The following is a 16,811-nucleotide window of genomic DNA, read 5'->3' as shown; positions in this document are numbered from 1 at the left end:
TTTTTATTTTGTTATATCCCTACATTATTTTAGATAACAGTTGTATTTTTGCAAGCTGAAAAGAATACTAAATTGAACATTAAACAATACACTTCAGAGTTTAAATATAACTTAAAACTTGCTGCTCCAGTAATGCTAGGTATGTTAGGGCATACTTTTGTGAGTTTTATAGATAATATAATGGTAGGTCAACTAGGAACTGCCGAATTAGCAGCGGTTTCATTAGGTAACAGTTTTATGTTTATAGCAATGTCGTTAGGAATTGGTTTTTCTACTGCAATAACACCTTTAATTGCCGAAGCAGACTCTTCTAATAATTTTACACAAGCAAAATCTACTTTTAAGCACGGACTTTTCTTGTGTACTATGATGGGAATTATGCTGTTTTTAGTAGTTTTCTTTTCGAAACCATTAATGTATTTAATGAAACAACCTATAGAGGTGGTTGAGTTGGCGATTCCATATTTAGATTTGGTAGCTTTTTCATTAATTCCGATGATTATTTTTCAGGGATTTAAACAATTTAGTGATGGAATGTCAATGACACGCTATCCTATGTATGCCACATTACTTGCTAATGTGTTGAATGTATTGCTGAATTACCTACTAATTTACGGGAAGTTTGGTTTTCCTCAATTAGGCATCGTGGGAGCTGCTTACGGAACGTTGCTCTCAAGGTTTGTAATGGTGGTATATTTATGGTGGTTGTTAAGTAAAAAAGAGCGTTCAAAACGTTTGGTTACCAATATTAAGTTTTTTGTGTTAGATACTTTAATGATTCGAAAAATTATAAACTTAGGTACACCAAGTGCTATGCAAATGTTTTTTGAAGTAGCTATTTTTACAGCAGCAATTTGGTTAAGTGGATTGTTGGGAAAAAACCCTCAAGCGGCAAATCAAATAGCGTTGAATTTATCTTCAATGACATTTATGGTAGCCACTGGATTAAGCGTTGCTTCTATGATTAGAGTTGGAAATCAAAAAGGATTACAAAATTATAAAGAATTGAGAAGAATAGCATTTTCAATCTTTTTCCTAGGGACTATACTCGCAGTTATATTTGCTACTTTTTTCTTTGTTTTTCACAAATCGTTACCAAATTTATATGTTGATTTAAGCGATGCTGAAAATTATGCAGATAATATGGAGGTAATGAGTATAGCAGCAAACTTATTAATTGCTGCGGCAATTTTTCAAATAAGTGACAGTATACAAGTAGTAATGTTAGGAGCTTTACGTGGCTTACAAGATGTTAAAATACCTACATTCATCACTTTTATATCGTATTGGGTGGTAGGTTTTCCTATTAGTTTTTTCTTCGGATCAGAAGGGAAATATGGCAGCTTTGGTATTTGGTTAGGGTTGCTTGCAGGGTTAACCACAGCATCAATTTTACTATTTATACGATTTAATAAATTAACTTTACAATTGATTAAAACAAAACATAATGAACTTACCTAAATTTTTATTAGCTGATAATAGCAATCACCCAGAAGATATTTTTGTTTTGCATACAGAGTATCCTCGTTTTTTAATCAATTTAAAAGATGATGAAATTGAGTGGTTTGAAGACTTGTCTAACGAAAATGAACAAGACTTAGCTAATGAGTTAGAAGGCTTAATTGAAGCAGCAGGATTATTTTATGATGCTGAAATGGAAGGATTAGAATAAGAACTATTCTTCTAAATAATCAATAGGGTTTAGGTAAAACATTTTTTTCCATCCCTGTTTGTCTGAATCAATCTTCCATACATAAGGTATTAGAGTAAATATAGAGTAGTGTAAATGTGGAGCTTTTCCAGCGGCATTTCCACTCGTGCCAACAGTTCCAATTATCGAATTGGTATTTACAAAAGTTAAAGAAGTTGTTTTTACACTTTCTAAATGTGCATAGTAGTGTAACCTCCATTTTGGACCTAGAACTACTACGGTATTTCCGCCCATACTTATTTTTCCAGAAAATAAAACTACTCCGAGAGTAGAAGAGGTGATTTTAGTATTTTTCTTAGCAAAAATATCAACCCCTTTATGGGTAACTGATTTACCCCAAGGGTAATACCAAAATGATTTTGGATTGTAATCAGATTTGGTAGCTCCATTAACAGGCATTTTTAAGTTTTGAGGAATTAAAAAGCCTGTTAATAGAATTATTAAAAGAATAAGTAGTTTCTTTTTTATTTTAAACATGTTGTTTTATAGTTTTACCACCGAAGTTCTGTTTCTTCTTTATCGTTTGTTTTAAGAGTTTTCATTAAATACGTTTTACTTTCTTAAAGCCAATCAGCTTCAATTCCTTTTTCTTGAAATTCTTCTAATAAAGAATCATTTTCGCTATAAAGAAGAGAAATCCTTTTTAGGTTGGGTAGTAATGTAGAATCAACAGCAGAGTTCACACTAAATACATCATCTTCACCGTCCCAAAAAGGGATAATTTGACCATAGATTTCGTCACCACCATCCATGTTTAGTTCTTCAATGTTTTCAACCATTTCAGAAGTGAGTTCTAAGTTTTTAAAGTATTCCAGTACTTCAGGAATTATTTCATAGCCTTCTTCTTCAATAATATCATAAGCTTCTGAAGAAGTTAAGTTCCGTTGCTTTTCTATAAACTCATATACCTCTAATTTAGGTTGTAACACTTCTTGAACGTACATTAACTCGTTAATTACAGCTAGTTTAAAGTTTAATTCTTTAAAATTTAATTGATTGTTCATAGTCTACTTTTTATATTTATTTAATGAGAAGTTAAGTGTAAGAAACACTTAATAGCTTTTTTTGGTGAAATTATTTACAAAAGAAAAAGTAATCGATATGAAATTTGTTAAAAAAAGCATAAGGTTGGTTTTTGGGAAATAATTGAAGTTTTGAAAGAAACGCAATAGTGTTTCAACACTATTGCGTTTTAGATTTAGTTAGTTATTTGGTGTGTCCAAAAAGCACCACTAATATCTGTTATTTTTAGGGTATATGTTCCGTTAGAAACCTGTGAAAGAGTTTGATTACTAAAAGTCATTTTTGCTTTGGCTCCTAAAGGGACAACCAAACTATGTTTACCAGGTTTTATTTTAGCAACGTAATAATTTAATATATTTTGATGAGCTAATGAAGCTAATTCTTTTTGTGCATACTGAACAACAATATTACCATTTTGATCAAGTAATTCAATAGCAATAACCCACGATCCATATACATCAACACCTTCTGTTCTAAAGAGGTTAAAAGAAAGTATATCGTTGTTAATTTTACCTTCTGTTATTTCTAATTTAGGTTTAACCGATTTGTTATGAAGTGCTCCCCAAACACCACCATGAAATACTTGGTTGGTGAATAAAGTCATTCCTAAAATAGTTAAGGATCCTATTAAAACAAACCTTGGAAAAATGTTGTTTTTAATCGGTAAGGTCCCTGATCCTAGCCATGCAAACCATTTCTTTTTTGTAAAAGAAAGATTATTTTTAATAAAGTAGTTGTCTAGCGAGTATTTACCACTTCCGGTTAAAAAAAGTACATATCCTGTTGCGATGCCAAGTACACCAATTTGCCATTCATCAAGGCATGTTGTTCCTATCCAACCAGAACCCAAAAGAATTCCCATAGCGAGACCGAATACACCGATACTCATTATTCTAGTAAATAAACCAAAGATGATGAATAGTCCTACAATTCCTTCAATAATAGTAAATATTACCATGTTTAGCCAAAGAATGTCAGGGTTTTCAACTAAGTATTGAATAAGAGGTTTAATACCTAATGCATTAGGAAGAAAATGGTTGAATTTTTCTCCAATGTATCCTGCTACTTCAGGGTCGAGTTTATTGGCTAAAATTGTTCTTCTCCAAAAGGCAGAGAAGTAGGTCCAACCAATAACCAATCGTATTGCCAGAACCAAAAGCCCTGAATCGTTTTTTATATTGTTGTTAATCATTATGTTTTGTGTTAGAACTTATACTATTTGTAGTTTATAGTACAAGTGATAGCTACATAAGTAAGTATTATGTAGGTTATTATTTTTATTTGTAATTGTTAAGAAGAGGAGGCTAAAGGTGGGCTTTAAAGTTTTTAAATAAAATATAAAGAGGAACTGAAGATGTTACATGTCTCTTTTTTTGATAGTTAGTTCTTGTTTTATTAGGGAAATTTGCAACAAACTGAGAAGAGGTGTTAAAAAAACTATCTATAAAAACAGGCAAAATTTTAACAAAAGGCATTGTTTGTAGTAGCGAAACATCTGTAACCTCACTACTATAGCAACTAAGCTTACTTGTGGTAGTTTGACTTTTGTTTGAAACTTCAGTAAGCGGAAGATTAAGTTCTGCTTGTATAAAGTTTCTAACTTTACAGGGAGAAAAAAATAATAAAATTACTAGACCTATTATTAGGAAGTAGCGAAGAAGTGTTTGGTATTTTGTTAAGTTTTCTCACAAGGTAAACTTATAAAATAAACGGAGTGTAGTTTGTTATAATTTTCTTAATAAAGTTAGTGTATCTGTAAATGTTCCATTGCCTTACCAACGAATCTTTTTTCTCCAACAATTTTAAAACCTAGCTTTAAGTATAGTTTCTTAGCGTTAGGGTTTTCTTTATCAACTAAAAGTCCTAATGTCTCTTTCTTTTTATGAACATATTCATCAATTAAAAAGCTTAGTATTTTAGAACCAACACCTTTACCTTGGTAGCTAGAACTTACACCAATACAATCAATATAATATTCTCCAAACTGGGTTTCATCTTCGCATGTTAGCTTTTGATTAAACCTAGTTTTTAGTAAGGCAGCTACCGGTTTTCTAAGTTGTTTTAAATCGGCACCATTATAGATGTTAGCTGCAGCAATGACTTTATTGTCACTTTCTATAACCCAACAGTTTTCGTAAGAGTACTGGTTGTTTTTTTGAATAATTAAAGACTCTAAAAAGGCAAGTGCTTTTTCTGTAGTGTTTTCTCCAATAAATGTATAAACAATGTCTTCCATTGCCAAGAGCATACAAAAAGCAATTTCTTGGGAGTCTTTAGAGGTAGCTTTTCTAATAATCATTGTAAACCTTTTAATTGACTTTATTTCTAACTAGTCTAACACTCATACCCAATGATTTGCCTTTATGACCTTTCATGTATGTTATATTTCTTTCTCTGTTCCCAGATACAGCAAATCCTTCTTTAAAACTCATGTAGCTAGCAGTGTTTTTATTAGGTGTTGTTGAACTCCAAAAAGCATAAGCTCCTTTTCCCCAGAAGAAAGTAGAGTCAATCTCTGTAAAAAATTGTTTGTAAGTAACTCTATCTTTTTTATTTTTATTAATAGATCGGTATTCTTTTATAGTTGGAACTCTCCAATCGTTAAATCCTGCATAGATATCAGAGTTCATTTTTTCTTGCCATTCAAATACTTCGTCCCACTTATTTAAAAACCTTTTTTCAATGACACTAAAATCGTTCTTCATCCAAATTAAGTTTGTGGTAGAGTCTAACACAATTAAAGTAGTGTCAATTGTTTTTTGGTGGTTGTTAGGAGTAACTACTTCTATTTTTACTTCAGGCTTCTTTTTAGGGGTGTTGTTTTCTTTCTGAGCCTTCTTACACGATGAAAAGCTAAGTAGTAAAACAATTAGGGTAAGTATTCTCATTTTCTTAAAACTTCAATTTTTACAAATTTATGAGTCTATAAATTAACTTCTCCTGTTTTTATTTAAGTTTATGTGCTAAGATCGGTATCTTCCCATTCAGTACCGTTAGAAAGCATCCATGTTAACGAATGTCTACGTTCATGAATAACCCCGCCATTTCCAATAGGGTCAAAACCATCAGGAACAGTATTTCCTCCTAATTGGGCACTTCTTATTGCATTATGTAAACAGTAAAATAAATCTTCTTTTTCTACTAATTTTTCCTCTTCTAGGGTATGTTGATTAGGAAGCCATTCACTAATTAAAGAATCAAGTGAACATGTATGATTTATTAAAATTTCTTGCATTTGCTCACCAGTCATCATTTGACCAGAAATTTCAGGTTCATTATAACCAAAGTACCAAGCAAGTGGCCATGCGTTTTCAAACTTCCAACCAATAGAATTTCTCAATTCTATATTATTTCTAGATACATTGAGTATTTCTTTTTCTTCTTCAGTCATAAAATCAAGAAGTTTATTCTGATTAATAAAATTTATAATTTTTTCATCAGGTAAATTCTCTGTAGGTACCATTAACCATAAAACAAGAGCTTTTATGGCGTGGAGTCTTCCTGCAATTTCGTTAGCGGGTCTTAATTTTGTTTCCCTAATTGTAGGAAGAGAACTTGCAGGCTTAAATCCAGCATCATGACAAATAGTAATTGATTGAGATCTTACAATGGAAGAATCTCTTTGAGTTGCTTCAGTTTTAGGGGTAATATTTTTTGAAGCCTTTTTTCTTTTAAACCATCCCATAGTGTTTTTTTTAGGTTTGTAAGCCTACAGCTTATTTTTGGTGAAAATATTTATAAAAGCAACAGGTATTGATATGAAATTTGTTAAAATATATGAAAGGTTGATAAGTGTTTTATGCTGTTATTACTTTTTGAAATAGAAAATGATTGATTATATGGTGCTCATGTTTTTTTTATGTGTGTAATTTGTTTTAGGTTACTTTGCTCATCTTAAGTTTAGTATGCTGTAAATGACTGGTCTTTTAATTCTTAAGAAAGTCTTCAGTTCCAAGAAAAGTTTGACGTGCTTGTTTAAAGTATCTATATTTGAGCCTTAATGAAAATGATTTTAGATGTTAGATTTTGTGATTATTGGTGGTGCGCAAGCAGGCTTATCCATGGCTTACCACTTAAAAAAGATGGAAAAAAGTTTTATAGTAGTAGATGGAGAAGAAGAAATTGGAGCCTCTTGGCTCAATAGATGGGACTCTTTAAAGCTATTTACACCAACTGAATATAATCACTTACCAGGTTTAAAATTTAATGCTCCAAAAGGTCACTATCCTTCTAAATACGAGGTTAGCAATTACTTTAAATCGTATGTAAAGAAATTTGATATTCCTGTACAACTGAATACATTGGTAACTTCTGTTAAAAAATCAGCAAAAGGATTTCATGCATTATATAATGAAGGAGCACTTGTAGCAAAAAATGTAATTGTAGCAACGGGGCCATTTCACATACCATATACGCCTCCCTGTCATACAAAATTATCAGATGAGGTGTTACAAATGCATAGTAATTACTATAAAAACAGTGAACAGTTACAAGAAGGAGATGTGCTAGTTGTTGGAGGAGGAGATTCAGGATATCAAATTTTGGATGAGATATCTAAGGATAAAAAGTCAAAGACGGTATATTTCTCGGGAACTACTAAAGTAAAAACCTTACCTCAGCAATTTTTAGGAAAAACGTTATGGTGGTGGTTTTCTTTAATAGGATTTTTAAAATTTAACAAATACAGTTGGATAGGGAAAAAAATAAGCACTTCTTTACAGCCTGTAATTGGTACGGATGTAAAAGAAATTCTATCCCGTGAAAATGTAGTTACAGTAGGAAGAACTAAAGATGCGTTAGATAATGAAGTTGTTTTTGAAAACAAGAAAGTAACATCAATAAAAAATATTATTTGGGCTACAGGATATCGTCCAAACTTTAAGTGGATAGAAGGGTTGGAGTTAGATGCAGATAATTACCCAAAAAATTACAGGGGAGTGAGTAATATTGAAGGATTATATTTTATAGGCTTACCTTGGATGTATACTCGTGGTTCTGCCACTCTAGGAGGTGTATCAAAAGATGCAAGCTATTTGGCAGATATAATTAGTGAAAAATAAATTTTAAGCATAATAACAAAACTACCAATAGCAGTAATTATTAGTAGTTTTGTTAGGTGAGTTTATAGAATTAAGGATACTTCTCTTAAAAAAACTAATTACTTAATTAGAATATTTAAAATCTTTGCACTTAAAAATAATCCAAAACCGAATACAGTATGTGTTATTAAACTCATTACTCTAGCTTTGATTGGATCAGGAACATTAGAAGCAGCAATTCCTAATCCAAACGCAGGCTGCATAAAAAAGAAAGGAGCTATAACAGTTACTATCCCTATGATTAAAGCTGGTAAAAGTGTAGGGTGCTCAAGCCATTTTTTATCAAAAATAAGTACTAAAAGTAAAGCGAACATAATTCCAATCGTATAGTGTGCAACCCAACCAATTAGATGTTCATGTTTTATGGAAGGAGCGGTAAATATTGTATGATGAGAAAATTTACCGTCAAAAAAATAACCAATCCAACGGCCTAAAAATTTGTAATCAAGTGTTTTGATACCAAAGTAATTTAAAATGATAGAGTAAACATCCATGGTTGCTGTAGCACCAATACCTACTAAAATTGTTTGAAATAAATGATTCATGTTTTTTTAAACAAAAGTAAAATGAGAGAAGGTGATTGCGATAGGACAAATCAGAGAAAAAATAGGATAAATTAACATCGTATAATTAAAATTTAGTTGTTTTCTTTTGCTGTAATAAAAATCCAAAATCTTATTACCTTCGCAGTATGCAACAAACAACACATACAATAGTAATGGTTCGTCCCGCAAACTTTAGGATGAATGAGCAAACAGCCGTAAATAATTATTACCAGCAAGAGTTGTCAGGAATGTTACCTGCATCAATCAATGCTAAGGCACAAGAAGAATTTGATGCTTTTGTAGAAAAATTGGAAGCTGTTGGTGTTACTGTAGTAGTTGTTGAAGACACTAAAGAGCCTAATACACCCGATGCATTATTTCCAAATAACTGGATTTCTTTTCATGAAAACGGAGATGTAGCTATCTATCCGATGTTTGCAGAGAATAGACGTTTTGAGCGTAGAGAAGATGTACTAGAGATTTTGGAAGAAAAAGGGTTTGTAATAGAAAATGTTGTAGACTACTCTGAAGCAGAAGAGGAGGAGGTTTTCTTAGAAGGAACTGGAAGCATGATTTTAGATAGGCATAACAGAAAAGCCTATTGCGCTTTGTCTCCTCGTGCAGATGAAGAATTATTTATTGAGTTTTGTGAAGATTTTGAATATACTCCTGTAATTTTTACAGCAAACCAAACAGTTGAGGGAAGGAGAGAAGCTATTTATCATACAAACGTAATGATGTGTGTTGCGGAAAGTTTTGCGGTGGTGTGTTTAGATTCGATAGATGATAAAAAAGAAAAGAAAAACTTATTAAAACACTTAAAGTCGGATGGAAAAGAAGTTATTGCTATTTCAGAACAACAAGTAACACAATTTGCAGGAAATATGTTGCAAGTTAAAGGAACAAATGATGAGCGTTACCTTATAATGAGTTCTTCCGCCTTTCATTCATTAAACCCAAATCAAATTAAAGCTATAGAAAAGCATTGCAAAATACTACACAGTTCACTAGAAACTATAGAAACTTGTGGTGGTGGAAGTGCTCGTTGCATGATGGCTGAGGTTTTTTTACCAAAAGCTTAAGTAACCATTGTGTTAGAAACTTTATAATTTTTATAGTACTGCATTAAAATAAAAGAACAGATTACAGAAGATGCAATCCCTTCTATAGCTAATGCAAATACAACTAGTGGTAAACTTAAATTTTGTCCCCAAAAAGAAGACTGTTCAAGTATTGTCATAAAACCAGCATCTATAAAATCTACATATATAATTAGCCCCAAAATAGTTAAGGCTACAGCAATTATAGAGGTTCCAATTCCTAATAAAAAGTTGCTGAAATATAACGACTCATGGTTTTTAATGATATTGGTTTTTATAGCTCTGTTAATACCATAAAGAACGAAAGCAAAGTTTAAAAAACGCAGTTCGGAAACATCTTCCAATCCAAAAATTTTCATAATGAGAAAGAAGCCAACAATACCTGCAAAAATTAGCAGTGCATTGCTAAATATGATTTTATTGCTCGCCATAAGAGTACGTTTTAAGAGTTAATCGTCTTAAAAGTACAAAATAAAGACATGAAAATCAATTATTTATAGTAAAGCTTCTCTTAAAATTGTTACAGGGTGTTTTGCTAAACGTTTTGTTCCATCATAAATTTGATGACGACAACTCGTACCAGCAGCAACTATTTCTGTATCAACCGAACAGTTTCTAACCTTAGGAAACAACGTGTCTTCACCCACTTGCATACTTACTTTATAATGTTCTTTTTCATACCCAAAAGAACCCGCCATACCACAACAACCTGTATTCATAATTGTTACTTTATAGTTCTTAGGAATATTTAATATAGAAAAAGAAGCATGTGTGCTAGACAAAGCTTTTTGGTGACAATGCCCATGTATTTTAAGTTCTTTTGTTTCATTACTAAATTTAGTGGTATCTACCGAACCTTTGGCATGTTCGTTTGCTAAAAACTCTTCAATAGTAAAAGAATTGTCAGAAAGTTTTTTGGCTGATGTTTTATCATTCGCTAAACGTAAGTACTCGTCTCTAAAGGTTAAAATAGCCGAAGGTTCTATTCCAATTAATGGAGTTTCTTCAGAAATTAATTCTTTAAAAGTGTCTACATTTTTATTAGCAATCTCTTTAGCTTCTTTTAAAAATCCTTTTGATATATAGCTACGCCCACTTTCTTCGTGGTTCACGGTTTTTACTTCATATCCTAACTTTTCTAATACAACAACTGCGTCTTTTCCAATTTCTGCATCGTAATAGTTCGTAAACTCATCATTGAATAAGTACACTGTTTTTTTAGAAGCTATTGATTGATGCTTTTTTAACCAAACACTCAACGGTTGTTTTGCTAACTTAGGAACAGAACGCTCTGTAGCAACTCCCATAAGCTTTTTAGCTAGAGTAGTATTGGTAAAGAAATTTGTTAGCACAGGAAACTTACTTCCTAATTTGTTGTACTTAGCATTGTTAGCAAACAATTTACTACGAAAAGAATATCCATTTGTTTCTTGATATTGGTACAAGAATTCTGCTTTCATAGAAGCAATATCTACATTACTCGGACATTCACTAGCACAAGCTTTACAGCTTAAACACAGATCGAGAATTTCTTTTAATTCCTTTGAGTCGAATTTGTTTTGAGCGGTGTTATTAGTCAAAACTTCACGTAGTGTATTGGCTCTAGCTCGAGTAGTTTCTTTTTCGTTTCGAGTTGCTCGATAACTCGGACACAAGGTTCCACCAGCTTCGGGAGACTTACGGCAATCACCTGAACCGTTACATTTTTCGGCTAATTTTAATATACCTTCACTATCTGAAAAATCTTGAATAGTTTCAATAATAGGTTCGTTTCGGTTAACCTCATAACGCAAACTTTGATCCATCGGAAAAGCATCGGTAATTTTTCCTTTGTTGAACACATTGTTCGGATCAAATGCTTTTTTTATTCTTCGTAATAATTGGTAGTTGTTGTCACCAATCATCAGCGGAATAAATTCAGCACGTACAATACCATCACCATGCTCACCACTAAATGATCCTTGATATTTCTTAACTAACTCCGCAGTTTCAGTAGTTATTTTTCTAAACAGTACTACGTCTTCCTTTTTCTTTAAATTTAAAATAGGACGTAAGTGTAGCTCACCAGCTCCTGCATGTGCATAATACACTGCTTTTTGCTGATACTTATCCATAATTTTGGTGAATTCCTCAATATAGATAGGTAAATCTTCCAAAGCCACAGCTGTGTCTTCAATACAAGCTACCGCTTTATCGTCTCCAACAATATTTCCTAGTAGTCCTAAACCAGCTTTCCGTAGTTGATGTACTTTAGCAATGTCTTCGCCATATACTTTAGGATAGTGGTATCCAAAGTTGTTTGCTTTTAAATCTTCAATAAGTGTATCGGCTAGTACTTCTGCTTCTTCAATAGTATCTGCCGAAACTTCTAACATCAACACCGCTTCAGGATCACCTTGTAAAAAGAAACGGTTTTTGGCTTGCTCACGGTTGTTTTTAGTACAATCTAAAATTACTTTATCCATTAATTCACAAGCATAGAGCGTGTGTTTCATAGTAGTAACAGTGGCTTTTAAGCTTTCGTTTACACTAGTAAAATGCGGACATACCATAATACTTTGCGTAGGAGGTAGGTCGTCTAGTTGAATGGTAATAGCTGTTGAAAAGACTAAGGTTCCTTCGCTTCCTGATAAAAATTTAGCAGGATTGATAGTTGGTTCTGTCCCACCAAATAACTCGGAAGTTAAAAACTCATCAACTGCATATCCTGTATTTCTTCGGTGGATGCTTTCTTTCGGAAATTCTTTTTTTATTTCTTGTTGAACGGTTTCTTGAGAAAGTTCAGTATAAATTGCTCGATAGATGTTTCCTTCTAACGAATTTTGTGTTTTCTTTTGATTGAATTCAGTTGAAGTAATTTCAGAAAAGGTAACTTCACTACCGTCACTTAACACCCCTTGAATAGCAATGACTTTATCGCGAGTAACTCCGTAACGTATAGAAGTACTTCCTGAAGAGTTGTTACCTACCATTCCACCAATCATACAACGGTTAGAGGTTGAGGTATTCGGCCCAAAAAACAACCCGAAAGGTTGTAAGAAGCGGTTTAAATCGTCACGAATAATTCCAGGCTCTACCGTAATGGTTTTGTTCATTTCATCAAAGGCCAAGATGTTGGTAAAGTACTTAGAAACGTCTACCACAATTCCATCTCCAACACACTGTCCAGCTAACGAAGTTCCTGCGGTTCGTGGAATTAAGGTGATGTTATTTTTAGTAGCAAAATCAATTAATAGTTGAATATCCTGTGCGTTTTTAGGATAGGCAACTGCCAATGGGATTTTACGATATACCGAAGCATCAGTGGCATAAATATTTTTATGTAAGTTGTCAAAAAATAATTCGCCAGCTAATAATTTTTTGAAGGTTTCTAGTTGTGTTGTCTGTATCATTTATATAATAAGCTAGAAAAGGTATTGTATTGTTAAATTATTCAATAGGAATGTTTCGTTTAAAGCAAGTATCAAAACAAATAAATGTGTCGGTTCCAGCTACTCCATTAATCAAATGCACGTTATCGTATAGTAATTTTTGCAAGTGTTCATTATCTCTTGCATAAATCAAAATAAAGATAGCGTAGTAACCCGAAACAAAATTACACTCGGTTATTTCAGGAATTTTTTCTAGTTCTTTTAGAACATCTTTTGCAAAACGTGCTTCTCGAAGTCGAATCCCAGTGTATGATTTGGTTTTATAGCCTAAGCTTTTTTCTTCCAAAACAAATTCTGCATTTTTAATTACACCTTCAGCGGTTAGCTTTTTAATACGCTGATGAATTAAGGAGTTGGAAACTTTTAATTCTTCCGCAATTTGTGAGTAAGGTTTACGTGCATCTAAACGTAATTTTGAAAGTATTTGTTTGTCTATATAATCAAATTGATTTTCCAAAAGAATAATTTTATTAGGATAAACTTAATATAAGCTACAAGATAAACAATCGTTTTTAACGAAAAAGTGTAGCCGATAATGCAAATATACGGCTACACTTTTTCAATACTTAATTTATGATTAAGCATTTATTTCTGCCAAGCAGTTATGTATGCTTTCATCTTGCATATCTTCATACCATTTTGTTAACTTATAAACAGGTTCTCCCAAATCTTTTTCAAATAATGATTGATTAGAGGTTCCTTCATATTCACGCTTAGCATCATCTGTACCTAAGTTTGAAGCAAAAATTCCTGCTGCACTTACAGGTAAGAAATCTTCATAAACCATAGGTTCTATGCTTAAATACCCCCCCTCTAATAATTGATTTACATCACCTTTTGTATACACTTTTTCTTTAGATAACGTTTTTGCTTTATCGGTAGTGAAATAATGGAAATAAGCCAACTCTTTTGAGTGTAATTCGTTGTAATTATCAGGAAAAACTTTAAAGTTTTCTACTAATAATTCATTGTATTCTGAGGCGTTTTCAGCAGTTGGTGATCCACCGATAGCTTTACGTGTTTTGCCTAACAGCTCATGATACAAATCAAGTCCTTTTTGAGTTAATGCCGCACCCCGTTGTTCAATCTCACCAAAACGAGCCTTGTGTTCGCCTATTTCTTCTTTTTCAACATTGTTCTTAAAAGTTACTTTTTCAGTTAATGCTTTAAAACTCGTTTGGCGTAGTAAAATAGGGCATTTTCTTGCCGGAGGGCCTTCTATATTGTCTTTTGGTGGAATGTTACGAGCCTCCATGCTTACTTGCACCTTGTCTATGTCTAAAGTTCTAGGAGTTAAGTGATTAATGTGAGGACCTTTGAAAGCAACGACATCAGCAATTAATCGGTGTTGATTTAGTAAAGCTTCGTACATTTCATAATCTACAGTAGCAGTATCGTGCCAACGAAAAGTTTCTAGAGCTTCTTGAACAAAGGTTTCGGCATCTTCTTTATTTAACCCCCCTTGTTTTTCAGATTTTTCAATGAGTTGCAAAACTTTTTCTGTAAAAATTTGACGTTTTTCTAAAATCGTTTCAACATTGTTACGAAGCTGAGCATCATCAATTAAATCGATACGTAATAAAGAGGTAAAAACTCTAAATGGAGCTTGATTAAGAGCAGTGCTTTCAATAGCTCTAAACGCCGTAGAATGAACAGGAACACCAGCTGGGGCTAAATCGTAGTAGCCAACAGAATACATTCCCATAACCTTAAACAAACGCCTCATCGTAAATAGTTCGTAGGGCTTACCTAAACGAATAGCTCCGTGGCGTTCCATATTTAGTCGAGTTAATTCGCCAGTATGTGCTAACTGTTCTTCAATTTCTTTAGACTCTGAAAGAACGGCATCATTTATGTCATGAACCAAATTAAGTAGCTCACCATAAAGTGGTACCTCTTTCTTGTACATATCCGACATAATTTTAGAGAAGCGGTTACGAATGTACTCTGGAGAGACCAATTCTTCAGTTGTATTAACAAAACGTTCTAGTTTATTTTTTGATGACATAGTTTATTGAAATTTGCTACAAATTAAATGAATTTAATTTTTTTTAGTACACATAAAAGTGAATTTTGTTTTATTAGTATTTGTTTTGAGTCAGTTTTCTTTGGTGATTGTCTTTTTGGTTAAAAAAAAGACAATTTTTACTAAAAAAGGGTTTTTTAAAAGTCAATTTGACTTTGTTTTAGGGGATGAGTTTTGGTAAAATATTTCAGAAATTTTAATGCTATTAAAGAATAAACATAAGATATATACTCTAAACAACAACTCAAAAGTTTCGTCATTTTAAGAACCATAGTAAACAAGTGTTTTCGCAGATAGAGTTCCTAACTAAAAATTTACAAAAGAGATTATTTTCTGCTATTATGTGTTTGCTTGTGGGCATCTCATTGCCGATAGTGAGTTGTACTTTGGTTTTATTTTGCTTAAAAAAGGTGGTTCGGCAAAGGCTTGTAGTGGTAAACTAAATAAAAAGAAAGTTTGTTGTTTAGAATATTTTATTTTCTTGATTTATAAATGCTTCCAAAAGCATTGTATACTGCTTCGTGTAGTGCATCACCATGAGTTTTATCTTCTAAAAAATCAAAGTAAATTTTTGAGTTATCAGCGGCTTTGTGGAGCAGTTTGTCATATAATTCTCTAGCAGTTCGCTCCATAACAGGTCCTTCTTTACCAACAGCAATATAAATGTGTTTCTTAGTATTGTATTTAGCAGGAACAAAGGTTAAAAGTTTTTCAGCATCCCACCAAAGACTTGGGCTTACAATTATGTAGTTGTTAAAAAGATTGGGAGTTTTAAATAAAACCTCTGTAGCTAAAAGACCACCTAGCGATTGTCCGATTAATGTTTTGTTATTAGTGGTTCTGTAGTTGGCATCGATAAAGGGTAACAGCTCCTTTTGTAGAAACTGAATGAATTCTTTAGATTTTCCAGAAGAAGGAAATTCTTTTTGATCAATTTCAAGAGTAGAAGGATAGGTAAAATCTCTTTTTCTATCTACATTTCCAATACCAACGACTATAGTTTCAGGAAGCATGTTTATCCAAGGAAAAGAACCGAATTGCACAATTCCAGCAATGTGAATAAAGTCTTCATCTTTAGAACCGTCTAGTAAATAAATCACTGGATATTTTTTTGATTTATCAATATCGTAGCTTGCGGGAAAATAAATATTGAGCGTTCTGTTTTCTTTTAAAATGGTCGATTTTATTTGAACCGTTTTTCCGATGGAAAAATCACCTTCATTCATTTTTTTAGGAATGTTTTGAGTAAAGGTTGCAATAGTGATGAATAGAGTAGCTAATACTAAAGTTTTCTGTTTCATATTATTCATAATAATGGTTATGTAAATATAAGAGACTTTTACTCAATAGTTACAACTCTCCATCTTCAGGAAGGTAAACATTGTGATGTACATTATGTTGTTGCAGTATAGTTTTAAATTAAGTTTTTCTCGAGTTAAAGAACAATGGTTAATAGCTTCCATATGATTACCGATGACAGAACCAGATGAGTTTTTATAAATTTTAAGATATCTTCTACATTCTTAATAAGTTGTTTAAAAAGATCAAACTGGGTAGTTTCCCATGCAATACACTAATTTTAGGTTTGTAATTGGTAAGTATTTTATGTACTGCATAAGCGGTATCAGAGCTGAGGTAAATAAATTTTTGGTTGGGTAGTTATATGTAAAAACCAAGTACATTTCCTATGAGTTTAGCAGCAAAACCATAACCGTGTCTCGCAGGTATTCCTTCAATTTTGCCTCCTAAAAAGCTTGTTTTTCCCAATGTTTTAAACTTTGTACAATGTTTATCTTTCGTTTTTTAAACGCTTCTTCATGTTTTTATACTACAGGTAACAGGAATGTTATTTTTAATTAAAAACTGTACACCAGCA

General features: G+C 32.4%; 16 protein-coding genes. 4 read left to right on the top strand and 12 right to left on the bottom strand.

The genetic code is table 11. The features are described from left to right. Positions 1 to 72 precede the first annotated feature (72 nt). Entirely contained in the window at positions 73 to 1,461 is a 1,389-nt protein-coding gene (locus tag ACN0WY_RS11340) for an MATE family efflux transporter (protein ID WP_417800417.1), read from the top strand. Next, positions 1,448 to 1,672: a hypothetical protein gene (locus ACN0WY_RS11335; protein ID WP_299007500.1), complete on the top strand. Its 225-nt coding sequence runs from the start codon at positions 1,448 to 1,450 to the stop codon at positions 1,670 to 1,672. The genes ACN0WY_RS11340 and ACN0WY_RS11335 overlap by 14 nt, the downstream gene beginning before the upstream one ends. A gap of 3 nt (positions 1,673 to 1,675) precedes the next feature. Here ACN0WY_RS11335 and ACN0WY_RS11330 read toward each other — a convergent pair whose 3' ends face one another. From ACN0WY_RS11330 to ACN0WY_RS11305, 6 genes are all read right to left on the bottom strand, one after another. Further along, positions 1,676 to 2,188, bottom strand: a complete 513-nt coding sequence (locus ACN0WY_RS11330; RefSeq protein WP_330487235.1) for a M23 family metallopeptidase — start codon at positions 2,186 to 2,188, stop codon at positions 1,676 to 1,678. 83 nt (positions 2,189 to 2,271) lie between these two features. After that, positions 2,272 to 2,715 (bottom strand): DUF6892 domain-containing protein, encoded by a 444-nt coding sequence (locus ACN0WY_RS11325; protein ID WP_417800416.1) that lies wholly within the window; start codon positions 2,713 to 2,715, stop codon positions 2,272 to 2,274. A gap of 194 nt (positions 2,716 to 2,909) precedes the next feature. Next, positions 2,910 to 3,926: a TQO small subunit DoxD gene (locus ACN0WY_RS11320; protein WP_417800415.1), complete on the bottom strand. Its 1,017-nt coding sequence runs from the start codon at positions 3,924 to 3,926 to the stop codon at positions 2,910 to 2,912. A gap of 552 nt (positions 3,927 to 4,478) precedes the next feature. After that, a complete protein-coding gene (locus ACN0WY_RS11315; RefSeq protein ID WP_417800414.1) occupies positions 4,479 to 5,033 on the bottom strand; it encodes a GNAT family N-acetyltransferase in 555 nt (184 codons plus the stop codon). A 10-nt stretch (positions 5,034 to 5,043) separates the two neighbouring features. Further along, positions 5,044 to 5,622: a DUF1566 domain-containing protein gene (locus ACN0WY_RS11310; RefSeq protein WP_417800413.1), complete on the bottom strand. Its 579-nt coding sequence runs from the start codon at positions 5,620 to 5,622 to the stop codon at positions 5,044 to 5,046. Positions 5,623 to 5,690: 68 nt separating this feature from the next. After that, complete coding sequence (locus ACN0WY_RS11305; RefSeq protein WP_417800412.1) at positions 5,691 to 6,419, bottom strand: DUF4272 domain-containing protein; 729 nt, start codon at positions 6,417 to 6,419, stop codon at positions 5,691 to 5,693. 331 nt (positions 6,420 to 6,750) lie between these two features. Between ACN0WY_RS11305 and ACN0WY_RS11300 the strand changes: the two genes are divergently transcribed. Next, positions 6,751 to 7,794: a flavin-containing monooxygenase gene (locus tag ACN0WY_RS11300; RefSeq protein WP_417800411.1), complete on the top strand. Its 1,044-nt coding sequence runs from the start codon at positions 6,751 to 6,753 to the stop codon at positions 7,792 to 7,794. A 98-nt stretch (positions 7,795 to 7,892) separates the two neighbouring features. On the opposite strand, the gene ACN0WY_RS11295 is transcribed toward ACN0WY_RS11300, so the two are convergent. Continuing rightward, positions 7,893 to 8,378 carry a DUF2938 domain-containing protein gene (locus ACN0WY_RS11295; RefSeq protein ID WP_417800410.1) on the bottom strand — a complete coding sequence of 162 codons (486 nt, stop codon included), beginning with the start codon at positions 8,376 to 8,378 and terminating at the stop codon, positions 7,893 to 7,895. A 146-nt stretch (positions 8,379 to 8,524) separates the two neighbouring features. On the opposite strand from ACN0WY_RS11295, the gene ctlX reads away from it, so the two are divergent. After that, positions 8,525 to 9,460: a citrulline utilization hydrolase CtlX gene (gene ctlX, locus ACN0WY_RS11290; protein ID WP_417800409.1), complete on the top strand. Its 936-nt coding sequence runs from the start codon at positions 8,525 to 8,527 to the stop codon at positions 9,458 to 9,460. Here ctlX and ACN0WY_RS11285 read toward each other — a convergent pair. From ACN0WY_RS11285 to ACN0WY_RS11265, 5 genes are all read right to left on the bottom strand, one after another. Next, positions 9,457 to 9,909 carry a hypothetical protein gene (locus ACN0WY_RS11285; protein ID WP_417800408.1) on the bottom strand — a complete coding sequence of 151 codons (453 nt, stop codon included), beginning with the start codon at positions 9,907 to 9,909 and terminating at the stop codon, positions 9,457 to 9,459. The genes ctlX and ACN0WY_RS11285 overlap by 4 nt on opposite strands. A gap of 63 nt (positions 9,910 to 9,972) precedes the next feature. Beyond that, complete coding sequence (locus ACN0WY_RS11280) at positions 9,973 to 12,870, bottom strand: FAD-binding and (Fe-S)-binding domain-containing protein (protein ID WP_417800407.1); 2,898 nt, start codon at positions 12,868 to 12,870, stop codon at positions 9,973 to 9,975. Between the two features lie 37 nt (positions 12,871 to 12,907). Beyond that, positions 12,908 to 13,366: an Lrp/AsnC family transcriptional regulator gene (locus ACN0WY_RS11275; RefSeq protein WP_330487224.1), complete on the bottom strand. Its 459-nt coding sequence runs from the start codon at positions 13,364 to 13,366 to the stop codon at positions 12,908 to 12,910. 120 nt (positions 13,367 to 13,486) lie between these two features. Then, positions 13,487 to 14,917, bottom strand: a complete 1,431-nt coding sequence (locus ACN0WY_RS11270; RefSeq protein WP_330487223.1) for a VOC family protein — start codon at positions 14,915 to 14,917, stop codon at positions 13,487 to 13,489. A 491-nt stretch (positions 14,918 to 15,408) separates the two neighbouring features. Further along, positions 15,409 to 16,236 (bottom strand): alpha/beta hydrolase, encoded by an 828-nt coding sequence (locus ACN0WY_RS11265; protein ID WP_330487222.1) that lies wholly within the window; start codon positions 16,234 to 16,236, stop codon positions 15,409 to 15,411. Positions 16,237 to 16,811 lie beyond the last annotated feature (575 nt).

It is taken from the genome of Tenacibaculum sp. (genome assembly GCF_048269885.1).
Taxonomy (GTDB): Bacteria; Bacteroidota; Bacteroidia; order Flavobacteriales; family Flavobacteriaceae; genus Polaribacter.
This window is presented reverse-complemented; position numbering and strand designations above follow the sequence as displayed.